Genomic DNA, 19,325 nt, shown 5'->3' on the forward strand with positions numbered 1-19,325 from the left:
CACTCTTGGCGGGCCGTCCCTCTGCGCTTGCCTTTGGTCACGGGTGGTCCCGGAGGGTCAGGCGGGCGGGGCGGCGGGCGGATCGGGTAAAAGGGGGCAAGCGGCATCCATTGCCGCCCGCCCGCGCAATGTCTTACTCGGCTGACGCCACCTGCACACCGGATTGGGCGGCGGGCAGGCTGTCGGGATTGCCCGCATATTCCGCCACGGCGCCTTTCAGCCAGGCGTCATATTCCTCGGCGGTGACGGCTTTCACGGTGATCGGCATATAGGCGTGATCCTTGCCGCAAAGTTCCGAACACTGGCCGAAATAGATGCCTTCATTGCCCGGTTCCACTTCGAACCACAGTTCAGCCAGACGGCCCGGAACCGCATCCTGTTTCACGCCAAAGGCGGGGATGGTCCAGCTGTGGATCACATCAGCCCCGGTCACCTGCATCACAACCTTCTTGCCGGTCGGCACCACGACGGCGGTGTCGGTGGCCAGCAGGTAATCGCTTTGCTTGTAGCCATGTTCCTCAAGCGCGGATTTATCGAGCAGGAAGCTGTCAAAGCCAAACTCATGCTCGGGATATTCATACCCCCAATACCACTGATACCCGGTCACCTTGATCACCACGTCACCTTCGGGAATCACCTGCTGCTTGAACAGCACCGGCAGCGAAAAGGCCCCGATGAAGACCAGGATGATCACCGGAATGATGGTCCAGGCGATTTCGATCGGGGTGTTATGGGTAAAGGTTGCGGGCTCCGGGTTGGCGCGGCGGTTGAAGCGCAGGATGCACCAGATCAGCAGGGCCGTGACGAAAAGGGCAATGGCAACAATGATGTAAAGCAGCATCGCGTCCAGACCCTGAGTGGCCTGAGCGATATTGGTGGCGGCGGGCTGGAACCCCGTGGCGCCATCCACCGGCTTGCCGATCACTTCCAGATTGTCCGGCAGAACGTCCTGGGCCGATGCCCCGGTTGCGGTCAAGGTGGCGGCCAGAACGGCAGTTGCAGTGGCCTTCATGCTGCTGAAACGCTTCATATGTCTTTTCATCCCTGTTCGGGGGTTTGCCGCACGTCACCTCGGCCCCACCCGGATCGTTTTCTGGACAATGGCTCTCCCTCGGTGCTCTCGCTGACAGGTCGCCCGTTCACAGGCGAAAATGACAAGCAGAGGAATTTCGCGGGATTCCATTGTTTCTCTTTGGTTTGAAACCATATTACAACGGATGGGACAAGGAAAACCTTCGCAGGTTAAGCATTGATCCATGTCAAATCGCCGTTTTTTGAGGACCCGATGACCAAAGCCACCGATTTTCGCCCTTTCGACACCCATATCGACCGATCCCGCGCCACATCCCAGCTGGCCGCGGCCACCGATGGGGCCGATGATGGCGAATTGTTTTTCGAGCGCCGCCGCTCCGAATCCCTGATCTTCGATGACGGGCGCCTGAAGAACGCCAGCTATGATGCCTCGGAAGGGTTCGGGCTGCGCGCCGTGAAGGGTGAAACCACCGGATATGCCCATTCGACCGAGCTGTCAGAGGCCGCCATTGCCCGCGCCGCGCGTACCGCACGGCTGGCGGTGGGCGACGGGGGCGGCCACTGGGCTGACGCCCCAACCCCCACCAACCGCAGGCTTTATACCGATGCAAACCCGATGGAAGATGCGGAATTTGCAGTGAAAGTGGACACACTGCGCGAAATCGATGCTTTCACCCGCGATCTGGACGCCCGCGTGGTGCAGGTCTCTGCCTCGATGGGGGCCTCATTGCAGGAGGTGCAGATCCTGCGCCCGGACGGGCAGCTTGTGACCGACACGCGCCCGATGACCCGGCTGAATGTCTCGGTGATCGTGGAACAGGACGGGCGGCGCGAAAGTGGGAGTTCCGGCGGCGGCGGGCGGATTGGCCTGTCCGGCCTGTTGGAGCCTGCCAGCTGGCAGGCCCACGCCCGCGAGGCGCTGCGCATCGCGCTGGTCAACCTCGACGCGATCCCTGCCCCCGCCGGGATGATGGATGTGGTGCTGGGCAATGGCTGGCCCGGTATCCTGCTGCACGAGGCGGTGGGCCATGGGCTTGAAGGGGATTTCAACCGCAAGGGCACCTCTGCGTTTTCCGGCCTCGTGGGTCAGCAGGTCGCCGCAAAAGGCGTGACGGTGGTCGATGACGGCACCCTGCCCGACCGGCGCGGATCGCTGTCGGTGGATGACGAGGGCACCCCGACGGGCCGCGCGGTGCTGATCGAAGACGGGATCTTGCTGGGCTATATGCAGGACCGCCAGAACGCGCGGCTGATGGGGGTGGCCCCCACCGGCAACGGGCGGCGTGAAAGCTATGCCCATGCGCCCATGCCACGCATGACCAACACGATCATGGAAGGCGGCAACGCCACCCCGGACGAGGTGCTGAGCGAACTGAAAGACGGCATCCATGCGGTTGGGTTCGGCGGCGGTCAGGTGGACATCACCAATGGCAAATTCGTCTTCTCCTGCACCGAGGCCTATCTGGTGAAAGACGGCAAACGCGTGGCCCCGGTGAAAGGTGCGACGCTGATCGGTGACGGACCGCAGGCGATGAAGCAGATCCGGGCCATCGGCAATGACATGTCGCTTGATCCCGGCGTCGGCACCTGCGGCAAGGCCGGCCAGTCCGTGCCCGTGGGCGTGGGCCAGCCCACCCTGCTGATCGGCGGGCTGACGGTGGGGGGCGCTGCCGCGTGACAAAGGCTCTGATCCGACATGTTCTGCCGGAGGATATCCTCCCGCTTGCCCATCTCTGGCGCGCACAATGGATCAGAGCGCACAGCCATTACGTCCCGAAGGCGCTGACGCTTCTGCGCACGGACGAGGATTTTCAACGCCGACTGACGGCATTTGGGCAAAACGCCAGAACCGCGGGACCAATAGGCGCCCCACTTGGCTTTTGCGCGATCCTGGGCGCGGAGATCGACCAGATCTATGTTGATGAAACCGCCCAGGGCACGGGGCTTGCCGATCTGCTCCTGACAGATGGAGAGCGCCGCATCGCCGCAGCCGGGCACAGGCGGGCTCGCCTTGCCTGTGTGAAAGAAAACCTGAGGGCGCAGCGGTTTTACATACGCAATGGCTGGGCGCGCCGCGAGGTTGCCATTGCCCAGCTGGACACATCAGACGGGCCGTTCCCTTTGGAAGTGATGTATTTTGACAAAGACCTCGCTAGGGGTTAGGGTCACCCCCCCGTTTTGCCCCGATTTTGCAGCCGCCGCGTAGGTAGAACCGCAACGCGCAGACATAAGCCGCGCACGCCCGGCCATGCGGCAATCCCTTGCGTCTGTGTCGCCCCGATGATCAAAAGACAGTATGACCGATACACCCACAGCTTTCCGGATTTACCTCATCTCCACCCTCTGGACGCTCGCCGCGCTCTTTGCCATTGGCGTGGCTTGCTGGGCTGCGTTTTTCCTGATCGAAGGCATGGTCGCCTTTGGTGGCGGCAGCCTGCTTGAATACGAGTTGGTGGCCCTGCCATTCACCTTTCTGCTGTTCATCGCTGCAAGCTTCACCTTTGGCCTGATCTATGTGGCCCCGCTCACGGTATTGGCGGTGGCGCTGTTTTGGGGGATCGGACGCCGCACCGGTGCTCCGCGTTCCGTTGCCCTCACCCTTGGAGTTCTGAGCGCCTGGGGGGCGGGTCTCTTTATTTATGTCACCGACATTCAGGGCACACCGGGGCAGAGCCCGCTGCCCGCCCTGTTCCTGTTCACCGGGATGGGCCTGCTGGCCGGGGCGGTCTTCTGGGCGGTATTTTCAGCCCAGCGCGAGAAATCGGCCCTTCCCCCGGAATGATCCCCCTGAGTAAACCGCCTGCGTGAGGCGATTTCTCGCAATTTTCCCAAATTTTCTGCAATCTGTTAGGGTCGCGTTAACCATTTGCCCGCCATCCTGATCCCGCAAGAGACGGAACAACAGGTTGAGGCCCGTGGATTTATTCCCTTCCCCCCACCCCACCCCCTCACCCCACAGTGCGGAAGATGAGCTCGCCTGGCTCCGCCTCTTGCGCTCCCACCGCGTAGGCATCTCCACCTTTTACAAATTGATCGACGCGCATGGGTCGGCGCAAAACGCGCTGGAAGCCCTGCCAGAGATCGCGCGCAGCGCCGGTGTGAAAACCTATCACCCCTGCCCGATGGCCAAAGCTGAAGAGGAGATCCGCCAAGGTGCCGCGGCGGGGGCACAGCTTATTTTCCGCGGACAGGCGGACTACCCCGATACCCTCTCGCAGATCCCCGATGCACCGCCGTTTTTCTGGGCGATGGGCGACCGCGCGGCCCTGTCACGGCCGATGGTGGCGCTGGCGGGCGCGCGCAATGCCTCATCCCTGGGGCTGCGCATGGCACGCAAACTGGCCGCAGACCTGACCAAAGCGGGGTATGTTGTGGTATCGGGACTGGCCCGGGGCATTGACAGCGCCGCCCATATGGCCGCGTTGGAGCACGGCGCCACGATTGCGGTGATGCCGGGCGGGGTCGACCTGATCTACCCGTCCGAGAACACTGATCTGGCCCACAGGATTGCCCACCACGGCCTGCGGATCTCTGAACAACCGATCGGGCGCAGCCCTCAGGCCCGGCATTTTCCGCTGCGCAACCGGATCATCTCTGGCCTGTCCCAGGCCGTTATCGTGGTCGAGGCCGCCGCCAAGTCCGGCACGCTGATCACCGCACGCAATGCGCTGGATCAGGGGCGAGAGGTTCTGGCCGTTCCGGGGCACCCGTTTGATGCGCGCGTGGCGGGGTGCAACATGCTGATCCGGGATGGGGCTGTTCTGGTGCGGCACAGTGATGACGTATTCGACGCGCTGCGCGGCGTATTTGCGCAGCCACCCCGCCCTGATTCCCGCCAAGATGCAGCCAGCGAGCAGGGGGATCCCCCTGCCCCGAAACCGGCGCGCAGCCTGGCGGACACCACCAAGCTGCACGACCAAATCTTGGCGCGTCTGGGCCCGTGCCCCCTGGCAGAAGACCAACTGATCCGGGAGCTGGGCCATCCGGCGCAAGAGCTTTCAGCGGAGATCCTGACGCTGGAAGTGGAGGGACGAATCACCCGTGCGGCTGGCGGATTGCTGGCGCGCAGCTGACCGGTCTGGGCCACCACGGGGAAACCTCCGGGCTATCGCTGGTAAATAAAATTGACCAATTTCGGCAAAAATCTTGCCAGATTGTAACAAAACAGTTGCGCTGCAGTGCAGCATTCCCTACCAATCCGCGCATATCTTGGCTCTGCCCCCCTTTGTCACCCGGGGGATCCAGCAGCGCCTCAGACACCACTCATCGACACCGGGGAGAGATGCCGATGCGCGAGTTTCAAAAAATTCTGATTGCCAACCGAGGCGAAATTGCGATCCGCGTGATGCGGGCTGCCAACGAGATGGGCAAGAAAACCGTTGCCGTCTATGCCGAGGAAGACAAGCTGGGCCTGCACCGTTTCAAGGCGGATGAAGCCTATAAGATCGGCGAAGGGATGGGGCCTGTGGCCGCTTACCTCTCGATCAACGAGATCATTCGCGTCGCGCGCGAAAGCGGCGCCGATGCGATCCACCCCGGCTATGGCCTTTTGTCGGAAAACCCGGATTTCGTGGATGCCTGCGAAGCCAACGGCATCACCTTCATCGGGCCGAAAGCCGCGACCATGCGTGCCTTGGGCGACAAGGCGTCAGCCCGCAAAGTGGCGATCGAGGCCGGTGTTCCGGTCATTCCCGCCACCGAGGTTCTGGGCGATGACATGGTGGCGATTGCCAAGGAAGCTGAAGAGATCGGCTATCCGCTGATGCTCAAGGCGTCCTGGGGCGGCGGCGGGCGTGGCATGCGCCCGATCCACGGGCCGGATGAGCTGGAAGAAAAGGTTCTGGAAGGGCGCCGCGAAGCGGAAGCCGCCTTTGGCAATGGCGAAGGGTATCTTGAAAAGATGATCACCCGCGCGCGTCACGTCGAGGTGCAGATCCTTGGTGACAGCCACGGCGAGATCTATCACCTGTGGGAACGCGACTGTTCGGTGCAGCGCCGCAACCAGAAAGTGGTCGAACGCGCCCCTGCCCCCTATTTGACCGAAGAACAGCGTAACGAGATTTGCGAGCTGGGCCGCAAGATCTGTGCCCATGTGAATTACGAATGCGCTGGCACCGTTGAATTCCTGATGGATATGAACAGCGGCAAGTTCTACTTCATCGAAGTGAACCCGCGCGTTCAGGTGGAACACACCGTGACCGAGGAAGTGACCGGCATCGACATCGTGCAGGCGCAGATCCGCATCGCCGAGGGCAAAACGCTGGCAGAGGCCACCGGGAAAGCCTCGCAGGATGAGATCCGCCTGAACGGGCACGCGCTGCAGACCCGGATCACAACGGAAGACCCGCAAAACAACTTTATCCCGGATTATGGCCGCATCACCGCCTATCGCTCGGCGACCGGGATGGGCATTCGTCTGGATGGTGGCACCGCCTATGCGGGCGGGGTGATCACGCGCTATTACGACAGTCTGCTGGTGAAAATCACCGCCCATGCGCAGACGCCGCAGGCGGCGATTGCGCGGATGGACCGCGCGCTGCGCGAGTTTCGTATTCGCGGCGTGTCGACCAACATTGCCTTTGTCGAAAACCTGCTGAAGCACCCGACCTTCCTGTCGAATGAATACACCACCAAGTTCATCGACGAGACGCCGGACCTGTTTAACTTCAAGAAACGGCGTGACCGCGGCACCAAGGTCCTGACCTATATCGCGGATATCACCGTGAACGGACACCCGGAAACCGAAGGCCGCGCGGCCCCGGCGGATGGGTTGAAGGCACCCAAAGCCCCGGCCCATGGCACCGAGATCCCGGCGGGCACGCGCAACCTTCTGGAAGAGAAAGGTGCCAAAGCCGTTGCCGACTGGATGCTGGATCAGAAGAAACTGCTTCTGACCGACACCACGATGCGCGACGGGCACCAGTCGCTTCTGGCGACCCGGATGCGCTCAATCGACATGATCAAGGCGGCGCCCGCTTATGCATCGAACCTGTCCGACCTCTTCTCGGTCGAATGCTGGGGCGGCGCGACCTTTGACGTGGCCTACCGCTTCTTGCAGGAATGCCCGTGGCAACGGCTGCGCGACCTGCGCGCGGCGATGCCGAACGTGCTGACCCAGATGCTGCTGCGCGCCTCCAACGGCGTGGGCTACACCAACTACCCGGACAATGTGGTGCGCGAATTTGTGCGACAGGCGGCCGAAACCGGCGTCGACGTGTTCCGCGTGTTCGACAGCCTCAACTGGGTTGAAAACATGCGCGTCGCGATGGATGCGGTGAATGAAAGCGGCAAGATTGTCGAAGGCACCGTCTGTTATACCGGCGACATCCTGAACCCGGACCGCGCCAAATACGACCTGAAATATTACGTCGGCATGGCGAAAGAGCTGGAAGCGGCGGGCGCGCATATCCTTGGCCTCAAGGACATGGCGGGCCTGTTGAAACCGGCTTCGGCCACCGCGCTGGTGAAGGCGCTGAAGGACGAGATTTCGATCCCGGTGCATTTCCACACCCATGACACGTCGGGCATTGCGGGGGCCACCATCCTGGCGGCCTCGGCGGCGGGCGTCGATGCGGTGGATGCGGCGATGGACAGCTTCTCGGGCGGCACCTCTCAGCCTTGTCTTGGCTCGATTGTCGAAGCTCTGCGCCACACGGATCGCGACACCGGCTTGTCGATCGAAGCGATCCGCGAGATCAATGATTACTGGGAGCATGTGCGCGGGCAATATGTGGCGTTTGAAAGCGGCCTCGCCTCGCCCGCTTCCGAGGTTTACCTGCATGAGATGCCTGGCGGCCAGTTCACCAACCTCAAGGCGCAGGCGCGCTCGCTTGGGCTGGAAGAACGCTGGCCCGAAGTGGCGCAGTCCTATGCGGATGTGAACCAGATGTTTGGCGATATCGTGAAGGTGACACCCTCGTCGAAAGTGGTCGGGGACATGGCGCTGATGATGGTCAGCCAGGGGCTGAGCCGGGCCGAGGTCGAAGACCCGGATCATGACATGGCCTTCCCGGATTCTGTCGTTGACATGATGCGCGGTAATCTGGGCCAGCCGCCCGGCGGTTTCCCGGATGGGATCGTGAAAAAGGTGCTGAAAGACGAAGCGCCGAACCTTGAGCGCCCCGGCGCGCATCTGGAACCAATTGATCTGGAAGCAACCCGTGCGGAGCTGTCGAAAGAACTTGAAGGCTTCAAGGTCGATGACGAGGATCTGAACGGATATCTGATGTATCCCAAGGTGTTCCTGGACTATATGGGGCGTCACCGCACCTATGGCCCGGTGCGCACCCTGCCCACCAAGACCTTCTTCTACGGCATGGAACCGGGCGAGGAGATCGAGGCGGAAATCGATCCGGGCAAGACGCTGGAAATCCTGTTGCAGGCGGTTGGTGAGACCGACGAGAACGGCGAAGTGAAGGTGTTCTTTGAACTGAACGGCCAGCCGCGGGTCATTCGCGTGCCGAACCGTCTGGTCAAGGCCACCACCGCCAGCCGTCCGAAGGCCGAAGAGGGCAACGCCAACCATGTGGGCGCGCCGATGCCCGGTGTGGTCGCATCGGTGGCCGTGTCCGCGGGCCAGGAGGTGCATGAGGGCGACCTGCTGCTGACCATCGAAGCGATGAAGATGGAAACCGGCATCCACGCCGAACGCGACGCCACGGTCAAAGCGGTGCATGTCAGCGCCGGTGGCCAGATCGACGCCAAGGACCTGCTGGTGGAACTGGAGTAATTCCCCCAACGTAACCCTATGCAAACGCCCGGTCAGCCCACATGCTGGCCGGGCGTTTCTTTTCAGGAGAGCCTTATGAGCGTCACCGTCACCCCGATCTATCTGGGCCTGCTGGCCCTTCTGTTCCTATTTCTGAGCGCACGTGTGATCCGCACCCGCCAGAGCGAGCGTATCTCGGTTGGGGATGCGGATAACAAGCGGATGATCAAGGCGATGCGCACCCAGGCCAATTGCATGGAATATGTGCCGATTGGCGGTCTGCTTCTGCTTACAAGCGAATTGCAGGGGGCGCCGCTCTGGGCTGTGCATCTTCTGGGGGGAATGCTGGTGGCAGGCCGGGTGATGCACGCGGTGGGCTTTGGCCGCACGCCACAGATCATCCCGCTGCGCAAGACCGGCATGGTGCTGACGCTCGCGATGATTGGCATCACCGCGCTTGCCAATATCCTGCACGCACTGATCTGACGGGATTTTCGCAGCAATCGGAGTTTTCTTGAAAAAAGACCGGGGAAAGTGCATTTTCCTCTTGCAGCCTTCGGCGGGATTTCATACATCACGCCTCACCGAAGGACGCGGGTGTAGCTCAGGGGTAGAGCGTTACCTTGCCAAGGTAAATGTCGTGAGTTCGAATCTCATCACCCGCTCCAATCGGCCATAACATCGGACCCCACCCCGGGTCCTTCCGGGCGAACCCAGCCACAGGAAATTCGATGTGTTCAGGATGCGGGTGTAGCTCAGGGGTAGAGCGTTACCTTGCCAAGGTAAATGTCGTGAGTTCGAATCTCATCACCCGCTCCAATCAAAAGCGCCTCCGATTTTCGGGGGCGTTTTTGTTTGCGCGCGCCATGTTTCCCGACACAGGCCCCGACTTGCGGGCTCAATGACAGGCTCACGGACTGGACACCAATCACAGCCCCCCACTCACACGACAATAAAAAACGGACGGGTCGCCCCATCCGTTCTTCAACAAGCATCTGATAACACCGCACGGTCTGGACCGGACGGAAGGGCCTCAGGATCCCTCTTTCTCGCGTTCAGCCAGTTCCATGATCATGGTCTGGATCTGTGCGCGCACCGCGTCATCCGTGATGGATGACAGCGCCTTTGCGGCCCGCGCTGTGCGTTCGTCCAGCTGGTTGGGTTTGACCGCCGCGTTTTCTTCATACCCCTCGAAGAAATACGCGGGCTCGACCCCCAGCAATTTGGCAATTTCATACATACGGCTTGCGGACACGCGATTATGTCCGGTTTCATATTTCTGCAACTGCTGAAACGACAGGCCCAGCTGCTCGGCCACATTGGCCTGGGTCAACCCGCGCAGCAGGCGGATTTCCCGCACCTTTCGTCCAACATGGGCGTCCACTGGATGCACCATAGCCTCACTCTCCTCTTTCTACCCGCTTAGCGAGAGTGGCAGAAATCCCCGCAGAAGCAATTGCAAAGAGACGGGCAAACTTGTGGAGTAGATAGATATGTGATGGATGATTTATTGACCATCAAGAGCATTCTGCCTATAAAAATCAAGGTGTTCCTTTTGCCGATTTAGCAAACCTGCGTTGTTCCAAACCCCAACAAACACAACCCTAGGGTTAGTAATCCATGCAAACTGATCCCCCACCCGGCCTGCTTTATGAAATGATGCGCTCATTTGTGACACTGGCACGCACCCTGAACCTGTCGCAGGCTGTTCGGGAACTGAACTGCACGCGACAGACCCTGCGCCGCCATATTGGCCTGCTGGAAGAGTATAAAGGTGGGCCGTTATTCGAGTTGACCGAGCGGCAATACCAGCTGACGCCCCTGGGGAAAAACAGCCTTGGCGAAGCAAGGCGCCTGCTCAGCCGCACCGAGGCCTGGCTGAACAGCCTGACCTCCGAGCAGGACGGGCTTTACCGCATGACCCTGCAAAGCGGGCCGGAAACCTTCATGTTGCAACAACACCAGATGTCAGAGGTCTGGAAAAGCGGTGCTGCGCTGATCCAGTCCGGGGTCAGGATCTGGGCCGGGGCGAAGGGGCAGCTGGAATGCCCCCATTTCGCCCCCCTGCGCCCCTATCTGCGCATTTTTCGCCCGTCGCAGGACGGGTGGATCTGCACCGATGTCGGCGCCAAATCCTCCTTCGCGACGTTTTTCGGCTGGACCTGGGAACGGTCCTCCATCGGGCGGGATCTGTGCGAATTGCCCGGCGGTGAGGCCATGGCGCGCCTGATGGATGAGGCCTATGGCGATATTCGCGACACCCACGGGCTGCGCTTTGATCACGTCTTCACCCGGATCTGCCGCAGCGCAGGCGCGCCCCCCACCGCCATGTCTTATCATCAGCTTCTGATGGGATGCCGTTTCCCGGATGACAGTTTTGCGCTGGCCTGCCTGGAAAGTCGCACCCATGACGTGAAGATCGACAGCCTTCCTGCGGATATGGGGCAGGAAATGACGGAGGATCTGGTCATGCGGGTCAACCTGCCCCAGCCGCAGCCCTGATCACCACACCGGAAAGACACAAACTGCGGGGAAGTTGGATTTGCCCGCTTTTCCCGCCGCCCGACCCCGCTTATAACACTGGCAAACCGGAATAAAGGATACGGCGATGCGCACCGCAAAGGTCAGCCGCAGCACAGCGGAAACCGAGATCAGCGTCGAGATCAACCTCGACGGCACAGGCAAATATGACAACCAGACCGGCGTGGGTTTTTTCGACCACATGCTGGATCAACTGTCACGCCATTCGCTGATCGACATGACAATCCGCGCCAAGGGCGATTATCACATTGATGATCACCATACGGTTGAGGATACCGGCATCGCATTGGGACAGGCCCTGGCCCAGGCACTTGGCGACAAGAAGGGGATCCGGCGCTATGGCGAATGCCACCTGCCGATGGATGACGCACAGGTGCGCGCCGCGCTTGATCTTTCGGCCCGCCCTTTCCTGATCTGGAATGTCGAGTTCACCGCCCCCAAGATCGGCAATTTCGACACCGAACTGGTGCGCGAGTTTTTCCAGGCCCTGTCGACCCATGGTGGGATCACCCTGCATGTGGACCAACTGCACGGCTTCAACGCCCACCACGTTGCCGAAGCGGCCTTCAAGGCCGTGGCCCGCGCGCTGCGCATGGCGGTGGAAAGTGATCCGCGCATGGCAGATGCCCTGCCCTCGACCAAAGGCGCGCTGTAACGCCCAGCGCCACTGAGAACAGACAAGCAAACCGCGCCCCTTCGGCGCGGTTTTTTGCATAAAGGCCGAGATATCCCTGTGGAAAGGTCGTCCCGAAATCTGGGGCTCAGGCGCAAAACGGGGCGCGCAAAACGGGGCGGGCAGGACGAGGTGGGCAGAACGGGGCCCAACGCATCGACACGATCCCCGCAGCGGAGTTTTCCCCATTTCAGTTTCAAGGTGGGAGGGGTCAGGAGAGCGTCCGGCTGGCCCGTCTACTCATTAATCTTGGGGATATGACCGGTCGTGACCGGAAAGAGCCTCACAGGCCAGCCAAACTCCCTCGACACAACTACCTGACTTAAAAATGCAAAACCAGATAACACTCGCTGGCTTACCGTCAGGCGTGTCGAGGGTCATAAAGATCAGGAATTGATCATTAACTCATTACCAGCCTGACGCCAATTCACGCGCCAACTGTGAAACAGAAACCATAGCCAGCCTGACAGTGTCAAGTTGCGAGTTGACTTCGCCCCGCTGCGCAATATCGTTAACCTATGCAAGCAACTGGAACGGATAAGGCACCGCTCAGACGGGGGGATGTGCGCGAGGCGCTGATTGCGGCCGGGCTGGCCTTGATGAGCGAACAGGGATCCTCTGGGCTGACCTTGCGAAAATGTGCCGCCCGTGCAGGGGTTTCCCATGCCGCCCCCGCCCACCATTTTGCCGGGCTCGCCGGGTTGAAACACGCGGTTGTTCTTGAGGGATTTCGCCAGTTCACCGCCGAATTGCACAAGGATCTGCAGGATGTGGACGAGGATCCGCTCCACCGCCTCAAGACCATATGCCGCACCTATGTCTCGTTCTGCCTCGCCCGCCCGGCGCTGTTCAAAGAAATGTTTGCCCTTTACGTCCCGGACGTGATGGAGGGCAAGATGGACAGGGTCGTGCGCGACGCCTGGGACATCTTTCGCACCCAGTGCCAGCCTTTTGTGCGCGAAGACCTGCCGCTTGAAATTGTCGAGCTGCGGGTGCGTTCGTTCCTGCATGGCTATACCCGCGTGGCCCTGACCGGACAATTCGGCAAAGCGGGAGAAAGCGGCTTTCCCATCGGGCCGCTGGAAGAGGTGATGGCGATGCTGGATCATCTGACCCAGCCCAACGAGCCGTTCTCCCCTCCAACACAGGCTTGACCTTGCCCCGGTTCTGCGCGAGATCAGGGGCACCAACCGGAGGATCCCCATGCGCACCGTGATCATCGACTACGACAGCGGAAACCTGCATTCGGCCGAAAAGGCGTTTCAGCGCATGGCCCGGGAACATGAGGCCGGTGAGGTGATTGTCACCTCGTCCCCCGAAGATGTGGCCCGCGCCGACCGGATTGTCCTGCCGGGCGACGGGGCCTTTCCCGCCTGCAAGCAGCAGCTTGACGATCATCGCGGCATTTTCGAAGCCATTGATGAGGCAGTGATGCGCCAGGGGCGCCCGTTCATGGGGATCTGCGTCGGCATGCAGATGCTGGCCAGTGTCAGTCGCGAATATCAAGATACCGACGGGTTTGGATGGATCCCCGGTGAAGTGGTGAAAATCACCCCGTCTGAGCCCAGCTACAAGGTGCCGCATATGGGCTGGAATGATCTGGTGATCGACACTCCGCACCCGCTGCTGGACGGGATCGAAACCGGCGCCCATGTCTATTTCGTGCATTCCTATCACATGAAAGTGGACAATCCGGCCCAGCGCCTGGCCCATTGCGATTATGCCGGGGACATCACCGCCATTGTCGGGCGCGACAATATTGTCGGCACCCAGTTTCACCCGGAGAAAAGCCAGGCCACCGGCCTGCGCATGATTGCCAATTTCCTGACCTGGAAACCCTAAGGGCGCAGCCTCTCTTTTCCCATGAAAAAGCGCCGGAGCAATTGCCCCGGCGCCCGTTCTCGTGAGTGTTGTCCCTGAGTGGCAGCTTTGCCTGCGTGTGTTACTTCACACGCGTCCAGGTCTGCGCCTTGCAAATGATCAAGACACAGCCCTCGACCTCCAGCTTGCTCCCCGCAAGCGTCATCTTGGATTTGTATTCCTTGCCGGTGGACGGTTGCCAGATCGTGCCGTTCTTATACGCGCCACCGCCCTGGGCCTGCATGCCCCAGACAAGGCGTTTGCCGATATTTGGCGTGGTGATTTCACCCGTGGCATCAAAGGCCTTGTCGATCACACCACAGATCTTGCCACCATCACATTTCGACATCTTGATATGCGCGTAATGGCCATCATCCACCTGCGTTTTCCAGGTGCCCAGCACAGGATCCGCCAGCGCGGGTGCGCCCAGCGCAAGCCCCATCGCCGCTGCCACCAGAAGTTTCTTCATTTCTCTCTCCCTGAAACACATCTGCATTGGTTAACACGTGTTGTTTTTTCACCATCCTGACCGCGCATTTTCGCTGTGGCAACCGTGACGTGACGGGAAGCCGCGCTTGGCAAAACCGCGCGCACATGGCAAAAGCGCGGGGACATCAACCGCCAGACTGTGAATCTCAGGAGCCCGCCATGATCCTCTACCCCGCCATCGACCTGAAAGACGGCCAATGCGTGCGCCTGCTGCGCGGCGAGATGGAGGCGGCCACCGTTTTCAACGACGACCCGGCAGCCCAGGCCAAGGCCTTTGCCGACGCGGGGTGTGACTGGATCCATCTGGTGGACCTGAACGGTGCTTTTGCAGGGGAACCGGTGAACGCGAGCGCCGTGGAAAGCATTCTGGCCGCCATCGACGTCCCCGCCCAGCTGGGCGGCGGTATCCGCGATATGGCAACGATCTCGACCTGGATCGAGAAGGGGCTGTCGCGCGTGATCCTTGGCACCGTTGCCGTCGAAAACCCCGATCTGGTGCGCGAAGCCGCACGCGAATTCCCCGGCAAGGTTGCCGTGGGCATTGACGCGCGCAATGGCCGCGTGGCGACCAAAGGCTGGGCGGAAGAGACCGACGTGATGGTCACCGACCTTGCCAAATCCTTTGAAGACGCAGGCGTGGCCGCCATCATCTATACCGACATCAACCGCGACGGCGCGATGCAGGGCCCGAATGTTGAGGCCACCGCCGATCTCGCCCGCGCCGTGCAGATCCCGGTGATCGCGTCAGGTGGGGTCAGCTCACTCGACGACCTGCGCGCCTTGAAAAACTGCGGCGCGCCGTTGAACGGGGCCATCTCGGGCCGCGCGCTCTATGACGGCGCAATTGACTTGAAAGAGGCCCTGGGCGTCTTGAGAAGCGCATAATTTGGAACAGGTTCGCCTCACCCCCCTGCCCCGGACCTCAAAGCTCTGGGAGAAATTCGCGAAGGGCGACTTCATCGACGGCTATGCCGTAACCAGCCCCCTTTCCGCGCAAGAGGCGCTGCAAGTTGGGCTGGCCCTGCCCGCATGGGCCATGACACTTCTGAACATCCGCAATCTCATCCTGTCCCCCTTCGGGTTCAAGACACGGATCGACGACGGCTATGTGGACAGCATCTTCCCGCTCGAATTTCAGGATGAAAACGAGGTGATCGTGGGCACGGATGACTGGCATCAGGATTTCCGCATCTCGGTCTATAAGTCCAAAGGCACAATCCACATGTCGACCTGGGTGCATCGCCATAACCTGGCCGGCTATATCTACCTGGCTGCGGTCATGCCATTTCACATCCTGATCGTTCGCGATGCCATGCGCCGCATCGCGCGCACGACAATTGCACCTGCGGCACAAGCACAGTAGACACGAACCCGTCAAACAACCGAGGGCACCATGCTCAAGACCCGTATCATCCCCTGTCTCGACGTGGCCGAGGGCCGCACAGTGAAAGGTGTCAACTTCGTCGACCTGATCGACGCGGGCGACCCGGTGGAACAGGCGCGCGCCTATGATGCCGCCGGCGCAGACGAGCTCTGCTTTCTCGACATCAAGGCCACCCATGAAAATCGCGGCACCATGTATGACCTGGCCACCCGCACGGCCGAGCAGTGCTTCATGCCGCTGACCATCGGCGGCGGTGTGCGCAGCCCGGGGGATGTGCGTGACCTGCTTCTGGCCGGCGCAGACAAGGTGTCGTTCAACTCCGCCGCCGTGGCCGACCCGGATGTGGTGGCCCGCTCGGCCGACCGTTTCGGGTCGCAATGTATCGTGGTGGCGATCGACGCCAAGACCATCGGTCATGATGCGAACGGCGTGCCGAACAAATGGGGCATCTTCACCCATGGCGGGCGTAAACCCGCATTGGATTCCGACGGCAACCCGATTGACGCGGTGGAATTTGCCCTGCTGATGGAGGCCAAGGGCGCGGGGGAAATCCTGCTCACCTCGATGGATCGCGATGGCACCAAAGCGGGCTTCAACCTGCCGCTCACCCGCGCCGTGTCAGACGCGGTGCATGTGCCGGTGATTGCATCCGGTGGCGTGGGCAATCTCGACCACCTGGTCGAAGGCGTAACCGAAGGCGGGGCCTCGGCCGTGCTTGCCGCCTCCATCTTCCATTTCGGCGAATACACCATCCGCGAGGCCAAAGAACACATGCAGGCCGCCGGCATCGACATGAGGCTTGACTGACATGGACATTCTCAAAACACTCGAAGCCACGATCGCAGCCCGCAAATCCGCCGACCCGGACAGCTCCTGGACCGCCCGCCTCCTGTCCAAAGGCCCGGAAAAATGCGCTGAGAAGTTTGGCGAAGAAGCCATCGAGGCCATCATCGCCGCCGCCAGGAACGACCGCGAAAACCTCACCTATGAGGCCGCCGACGTCCTTTATCACCTGCTGGTCATGCTCGCCGCCCGTGATGTGTCTCTGGACGACGTGCTCCAAGAACTCGCCCGTCGTCAGGGCCTCTCCGGGATCGAGGAAAAAGCGTCGCGATCCTAACCCGCGCCCCCTTCTTCTTGGCCCAAATACTCCGGGGTGAGCGAGATTGCCTCGCGAGGGGCAGCGCCCCTTACACGCTCACCTTTTGCACCTCTGCCAAGGACCGGTCGCCAAACAGGCGTGGATATTCGATCTTCGGACAGCGATCCTCGATCACCGCAATGCCCTTTGCCTCACCGGCTGCCCGCGCCCCGGCATTGAAAATCTCCAGCTGCATCCAGACCGTGCGCAGGCCGGGCAGCGCCTCCAGCGCCGCGTCGACAATCGGCCCCACCGCCTCAGACGCACGGAAAAGATCAATCATGTCGGTCTCGGGCGGCAGGCTGCGCACATCTGCAACCACCTCTTCGCCAAACATTTCCTGTCCGGCCAGCCCGGGATTGACCCCGATCACGCGATAACCCTTCCCGGCCAGAAACGCCGCCACCCGATGGCTGGCACGGTCCGGCTTGTTGGACAGGCCAACCAGCCCGATCACGCGGGTCGTTGCAAGAATCTGTCGAAGGCGGGCATCGGTGTCTGTCTGTGTCATGAGGCAGAGATAACATCCGCCCCCTCATATTCAACAAGCAAGATGAAAGAACGTGGCGTCGTGCGGCTCCAACCACGCGCGCCTTCCAATTCCGCCCCCGCCCAGACAGGAAACGGACAAAAAAAGCGCCCACAGCTCACGGTGCGGGCGCAGTTCTCGGAACGAGGGACAGTGTGATCGAAAGCAGGGTTCCGTCCCGCTTTCTGTTCAAGACATAAGGTCTGTCGCGGCGGGTTAAAGCCTTTCACACGCGGCTGTGATCCGATGCGAGCGCGGGCTTTCCGAAAACAAGGCCTCAGCCATCCAGAATGCCCGGCCAGTTGGCATTGCCCTTGGCCACATTCCCCGGCACATCCTGGAGCCACAGCTCCCGCGCGCGCAGGCTGAAATTCAGGTAAAGCTTGTCTTCAAACACGGTCCAGGCTTCGGGCACGGTCGGGGCAAGATACCCCTTGCTGGCCGCATAGGCGCAGTAGCCCCCGAATTGCGGGGCGTATGTCTCGGGGCTGGTGACAAACATATCGCGGGTTTCAGCCGACGAAAACAGCACCCTGGCCCCTTTATACTCGGCCGAAAACGCCTCGTTGCCCGGTGTGGGGGCGCCTTTGGTAAAATAGGCAACGGGGTCGTGCCCATCCCAGGCAATGCCCGCTTCGTTATAAACAGGATCGCTTGCGGCCAGCGCAGGGCGGGTGAGGACAAGACCGGCAAAGGGGGCGGTTGCAAAACCTGCCAGAACAGCGCGGCGCGAGAGGGCGCGAGAGAGGGGGAATGTGGACATGAGGGTCTCCTTTCGCCTCATAACCTGCCCTCTCGCGATCCGTTTTGCACCCCACCTCACCGGAATGTCAGGACAAGTTGATCCGCAGACTGTCACCCGCCTGCGGCGACGCCGCCCTCAGGCAACCGCCTGTCTCAGCGCGAGCTGCGGGTGGCGTAAAGCGCCACCGCTGCGGCGTTGGAAACATTGAGCGAGCCAAACTCGCGCGCAAAGGGGATCTTGACCAGCTGGTCACAGGTCGCCTTGGTTTTCTCGCGCAGACCCGGCCCTTCGGCCCCTAGCACCAACGCCACGGGACGGTTGGGGAAATTGCCCAGCGCGGTCTCGATCGTGTCCTCGGCCTCACCATCCAGGCCCAGCACCACATAACCCATCGCCCTGAGCTCCTCCATCGCCTCGGCAAGGTTGCGAATGCGCAGGTAGGGCTGACGCTCCAGCGCGCCTGAGGCGGTTTTCGCCAGCGCCCCGGTTTCCGGCGCAGAGCCGCGGGCCGTGCCCACAACCGCATTGGCCCCGAATACTTCGGCAGAGCGCAAGATAGCCCCCACATTATGCGGATCTGTCACCCGGTCGAGCAGCACCATGATCGGCTGCCCCTCGCCCGCATCCACGGCACGATCCGCGAGGCTGCCCCATTTCAGGGGTTTCACCTCAAGCGCTGCCCCTTGGTGCACCGATTGCGGGTCAAGCACATTGGGAAACTTGCGCGGATCCACCATTTCCGGTGTGATTCCACTTTCCCCAATCGCCTCGGCCAGCTTGTCATGGGCGTTTTTGGTCACGATCAGGCGCAGTTTCTCACGCTTCGGGTTCACCAGAGCATCACGCACCGCATGCAGGCCAAACAGCCAGACGGTTTCCGCCTCGGCCACGCGCTTGGCTTTCTCTTTCTGAACCACCCATTTTGGTTTTTTCATGACCTGTTTGTCCCTGATCGCCCTTAAAAACAACGAGACCCGGACAATGCGTCCAATGGCGCGCAGAGACAAGTCAATTTCCTTTGTTTTTCCGCTTGACCCCCGCAGTGTGGCGGTTTAATCAGCCCCCATTCCAGCGCTCTGGCGCAAAGGAAGTGGGCGACAGGCCGCAAGGTGTGGCAGGGGACTGTAACTCCCTCGCGGAGACGCACGCTTGGTTCGATTCCAAGGTCGCCCACCATTTTCCAACGTTTTCAAGGGTTTGCTCTCTCCAATGTAAGGGAGAAT

At 61.1% G+C, this 19,325-nt stretch carries 20 protein-coding genes and 3 tRNA genes; 17 read left to right on the top strand and 6 right to left on the bottom strand.

The window, feature by feature from the left end; all coding sequences use genetic code 11:
* Positions 1 to 133 precede the first annotated feature (133 nt).
* Entirely contained in the window at positions 134 to 1,030 is an 897-nt protein-coding gene (gene coxB, locus XMD517_RS06570) for a cytochrome c oxidase subunit II (protein WP_173487530.1), read from the bottom strand.
* 255 nt (positions 1,031 to 1,285) lie between these two features.
* On the opposite strand from coxB, the gene tldD reads away from it, so the two are divergent.
* The 8 genes from tldD (at position 1,286) to XMD517_RS06610 (ending at position 9,559) form a co-directional block, all read left to right on the top strand.
* Positions 1,286 to 2,710, top strand: coding sequence for a metalloprotease TldD (gene tldD, locus XMD517_RS06575; RefSeq protein ID WP_173487531.1), 1,425 nt, complete (start codon positions 1,286 to 1,288; stop codon positions 2,708 to 2,710).
* The gene (locus XMD517_RS15850) at positions 2,707 to 3,195 is read left to right on the top strand and encodes a GNAT family N-acetyltransferase (RefSeq protein WP_173487532.1); all 489 of its coding nucleotides are present in this window, start codon (positions 2,707 to 2,709) and stop codon (positions 3,193 to 3,195) included. Before tldD ends, XMD517_RS15850 begins: the two co-directional genes overlap by 4 nt.
* 133 nt (positions 3,196 to 3,328) lie before the next feature.
* Complete coding sequence (locus XMD517_RS06585; RefSeq protein WP_173487533.1) at positions 3,329 to 3,814, top strand: hypothetical protein; 486 nt, start codon at positions 3,329 to 3,331, stop codon at positions 3,812 to 3,814.
* Positions 3,815 to 3,947: 133 nt separating this feature from the next.
* Positions 3,948 to 5,105, top strand: coding sequence for a DNA-processing protein DprA (gene dprA, locus XMD517_RS06590; RefSeq protein WP_368493380.1), 1,158 nt, complete (start codon positions 3,948 to 3,950; stop codon positions 5,103 to 5,105).
* Between the two features lie 215 nt (positions 5,106 to 5,320).
* The gene (locus tag XMD517_RS06595; RefSeq protein ID WP_173487535.1) at positions 5,321 to 8,761 is read left to right on the top strand and encodes a pyruvate carboxylase; all 3,441 of its coding nucleotides are present in this window, start codon (positions 5,321 to 5,323) and stop codon (positions 8,759 to 8,761) included.
* Positions 8,762 to 8,836: 75 nt separating this feature from the next.
* A complete protein-coding gene (locus tag XMD517_RS06600) occupies positions 8,837 to 9,226 on the top strand; it encodes an MAPEG family protein (protein WP_173487536.1) in 390 nt (129 codons plus the stop codon).
* 107 nt (positions 9,227 to 9,333) lie between these two features.
* Positions 9,334 to 9,408 (top strand) — tRNA-Gly (locus XMD517_RS06605).
* A gap of 76 nt (positions 9,409 to 9,484) precedes the next feature.
* Positions 9,485 to 9,559, top strand: a tRNA-Gly gene (locus tag XMD517_RS06610).
* Positions 9,560 to 9,773: 214 nt separating this feature from the next.
* On the opposite strand, the gene XMD517_RS06615 is transcribed toward XMD517_RS06610, so the two are convergent.
* A complete protein-coding gene (locus tag XMD517_RS06615) occupies positions 9,774 to 10,136 on the bottom strand; it encodes a helix-turn-helix domain-containing protein (protein ID WP_173487537.1) in 363 nt (120 codons plus the stop codon).
* Positions 10,137 to 10,360: 224 nt separating this feature from the next.
* Between XMD517_RS06615 and XMD517_RS06620 the strand changes: the two genes are divergently transcribed.
* From XMD517_RS06620 to hisH, 4 genes are all read left to right on the top strand, one after another.
* Positions 10,361 to 11,242 (top strand): LysR family transcriptional regulator, encoded by an 882-nt coding sequence (locus tag XMD517_RS06620; RefSeq protein WP_173487538.1) that lies wholly within the window; start codon positions 10,361 to 10,363, stop codon positions 11,240 to 11,242.
* Between the two features lie 106 nt (positions 11,243 to 11,348).
* Entirely contained in the window at positions 11,349 to 11,936 is a 588-nt protein-coding gene (gene hisB / locus XMD517_RS06625; protein ID WP_055190498.1) for an imidazoleglycerol-phosphate dehydratase HisB, read from the top strand.
* 536 nt (positions 11,937 to 12,472) lie between these two features.
* On the top strand, positions 12,473 to 13,108 hold the full coding sequence (locus XMD517_RS06630; protein WP_173487539.1) for a TetR/AcrR family transcriptional regulator: 636 nt from the start codon (positions 12,473 to 12,475) through the stop codon (positions 13,106 to 13,108).
* A gap of 49 nt (positions 13,109 to 13,157) precedes the next feature.
* The gene (gene hisH / locus XMD517_RS06635) at positions 13,158 to 13,796 is read left to right on the top strand and encodes an imidazole glycerol phosphate synthase subunit HisH (protein ID WP_173487540.1); all 639 of its coding nucleotides are present in this window, start codon (positions 13,158 to 13,160) and stop codon (positions 13,794 to 13,796) included.
* A gap of 100 nt (positions 13,797 to 13,896) precedes the next feature.
* Here hisH and XMD517_RS06640 read toward each other — a convergent pair whose 3' ends face one another.
* Complete coding sequence (locus XMD517_RS06640; protein WP_173487541.1) at positions 13,897 to 14,283, bottom strand: DUF2147 domain-containing protein; 387 nt, start codon at positions 14,281 to 14,283, stop codon at positions 13,897 to 13,899.
* A 179-nt stretch (positions 14,284 to 14,462) separates the two neighbouring features.
* Between XMD517_RS06640 and hisA the strand changes: the two genes are divergently transcribed.
* The 4 genes from hisA to XMD517_RS06660 are packed head-to-tail and all read left to right on the top strand — an operon-like array spanning position 14,463 to position 16,807.
* A complete protein-coding gene (gene hisA, locus XMD517_RS06645) occupies positions 14,463 to 15,188 on the top strand; it encodes a 1-(5-phosphoribosyl)-5-[(5-phosphoribosylamino)methylideneamino]imidazole-4-carboxamide isomerase (RefSeq protein WP_173487542.1) in 726 nt (241 codons plus the stop codon).
* Position 15,189: 1 nt separating this feature from the next.
* On the top strand, positions 15,190 to 15,666 hold the full coding sequence (locus tag XMD517_RS06650; protein WP_173487543.1) for a DUF2867 domain-containing protein: 477 nt from the start codon (positions 15,190 to 15,192) through the stop codon (positions 15,664 to 15,666).
* Between the two features lie 30 nt (positions 15,667 to 15,696).
* Positions 15,697 to 16,494, top strand: coding sequence for an imidazole glycerol phosphate synthase subunit HisF (hisF, locus tag XMD517_RS06655; RefSeq protein ID WP_173487544.1), 798 nt, complete (start codon positions 15,697 to 15,699; stop codon positions 16,492 to 16,494).
* A 1-nt stretch (position 16,495) separates the two neighbouring features.
* A complete protein-coding gene (locus tag XMD517_RS06660; RefSeq protein ID WP_173487545.1) occupies positions 16,496 to 16,807 on the top strand; it encodes a phosphoribosyl-ATP diphosphatase in 312 nt (103 codons plus the stop codon).
* A gap of 70 nt (positions 16,808 to 16,877) precedes the next feature.
* Here the strand turns inward: XMD517_RS06660 and XMD517_RS06665 are convergent, their stop codons facing one another.
* The 3 genes from XMD517_RS06665 to rlmB form a co-directional block, all read right to left on the bottom strand.
* Positions 16,878 to 17,339 carry a CoA-binding protein gene (locus XMD517_RS06665; RefSeq protein WP_173487546.1) on the bottom strand — a complete coding sequence of 154 codons (462 nt, stop codon included), beginning with the start codon at positions 17,337 to 17,339 and terminating at the stop codon, positions 16,878 to 16,880.
* Between the two features lie 295 nt (positions 17,340 to 17,634).
* Entirely contained in the window at positions 17,635 to 18,120 is a 486-nt protein-coding gene (locus XMD517_RS06670) for a YHS domain-containing (seleno)protein (RefSeq protein ID WP_173487547.1), read from the bottom strand.
* Positions 18,121 to 18,254: 134 nt separating this feature from the next.
* Positions 18,255 to 19,037 (bottom strand): 23S rRNA (guanosine(2251)-2'-O)-methyltransferase RlmB, encoded by a 783-nt coding sequence (gene rlmB / locus XMD517_RS06675; protein ID WP_173487548.1) that lies wholly within the window; start codon positions 19,035 to 19,037, stop codon positions 18,255 to 18,257.
* Positions 19,038 to 19,194: 157 nt separating this feature from the next.
* Between rlmB and XMD517_RS06680 the strand changes: the two genes are divergently transcribed.
* Positions 19,195 to 19,278 (top strand) — tRNA-Tyr (locus XMD517_RS06680).
* Positions 19,279 to 19,325 lie beyond the last annotated feature (47 nt).

The sequence above is a fragment of the Aliiroseovarius sp. xm-d-517 genome (assembly GCF_013283135.1).
Taxonomy (GTDB): domain Bacteria; phylum Pseudomonadota; class Alphaproteobacteria; order Rhodobacterales; family Rhodobacteraceae; genus Aliiroseovarius; species Aliiroseovarius crassostreae.

Bases quoted from the DNA above. Each gene is read 5' to 3' on its own strand.
- coxB (WP_173487530.1), bottom strand. From the start codon at position 1,030: ATGAAGCGTTTCAGCAGCATGAAGGCCACTGCAACTGCCGTTCTGGCC.
- tldD (WP_173487531.1), top strand. From the start codon at position 1,286: ATGACCAAAGCCACCGATTTTCGCCCTTTCGACACCCATATCGACCGA.
- XMD517_RS06585 (WP_173487533.1), top strand. From the start codon at position 3,329: ATGACCGATACACCCACAGCTTTCCGGATTTACCTCATCTCCACCCTC.
- XMD517_RS06595 (WP_173487535.1), top strand. From the start codon at position 5,321: ATGCGCGAGTTTCAAAAAATTCTGATTGCCAACCGAGGCGAAATTGCG.
- XMD517_RS06600 (WP_173487536.1), top strand. From the start codon at position 8,837: ATGAGCGTCACCGTCACCCCGATCTATCTGGGCCTGCTGGCCCTTCTG.
- XMD517_RS06615 (WP_173487537.1), bottom strand. From the start codon at position 10,136: ATGGTGCATCCAGTGGACGCCCATGTTGGACGAAAGGTGCGGGAAATC.
- XMD517_RS06620 (WP_173487538.1), top strand. From the start codon at position 10,361: ATGCAAACTGATCCCCCACCCGGCCTGCTTTATGAAATGATGCGCTCA.
- hisB (WP_055190498.1), top strand. From the start codon at position 11,349: ATGCGCACCGCAAAGGTCAGCCGCAGCACAGCGGAAACCGAGATCAGC.
- XMD517_RS06630 (WP_173487539.1), top strand. From the start codon at position 12,473: ATGCAAGCAACTGGAACGGATAAGGCACCGCTCAGACGGGGGGATGTG.
- hisH (WP_173487540.1), top strand. From the start codon at position 13,158: ATGCGCACCGTGATCATCGACTACGACAGCGGAAACCTGCATTCGGCC.
- XMD517_RS06640 (WP_173487541.1), bottom strand. From the start codon at position 14,283: ATGAAGAAACTTCTGGTGGCAGCGGCGATGGGGCTTGCGCTGGGCGCA.
- hisA (WP_173487542.1), top strand. From the start codon at position 14,463: ATGATCCTCTACCCCGCCATCGACCTGAAAGACGGCCAATGCGTGCGC.
- hisF (WP_173487544.1), top strand. From the start codon at position 15,697: ATGCTCAAGACCCGTATCATCCCCTGTCTCGACGTGGCCGAGGGCCGC.
- XMD517_RS06660 (WP_173487545.1), top strand. From the start codon at position 16,496: ATGGACATTCTCAAAACACTCGAAGCCACGATCGCAGCCCGCAAATCC.
- XMD517_RS06665 (WP_173487546.1), bottom strand. From the start codon at position 17,339: ATGACACAGACAGACACCGATGCCCGCCTTCGACAGATTCTTGCAACG.
- XMD517_RS06670 (WP_173487547.1), bottom strand. From the start codon at position 18,120: ATGTCCACATTCCCCCTCTCTCGCGCCCTCTCGCGCCGCGCTGTTCTG.
- rlmB (WP_173487548.1), bottom strand. From the start codon at position 19,037: ATGAAAAAACCAAAATGGGTGGTTCAGAAAGAGAAAGCCAAGCGCGTG.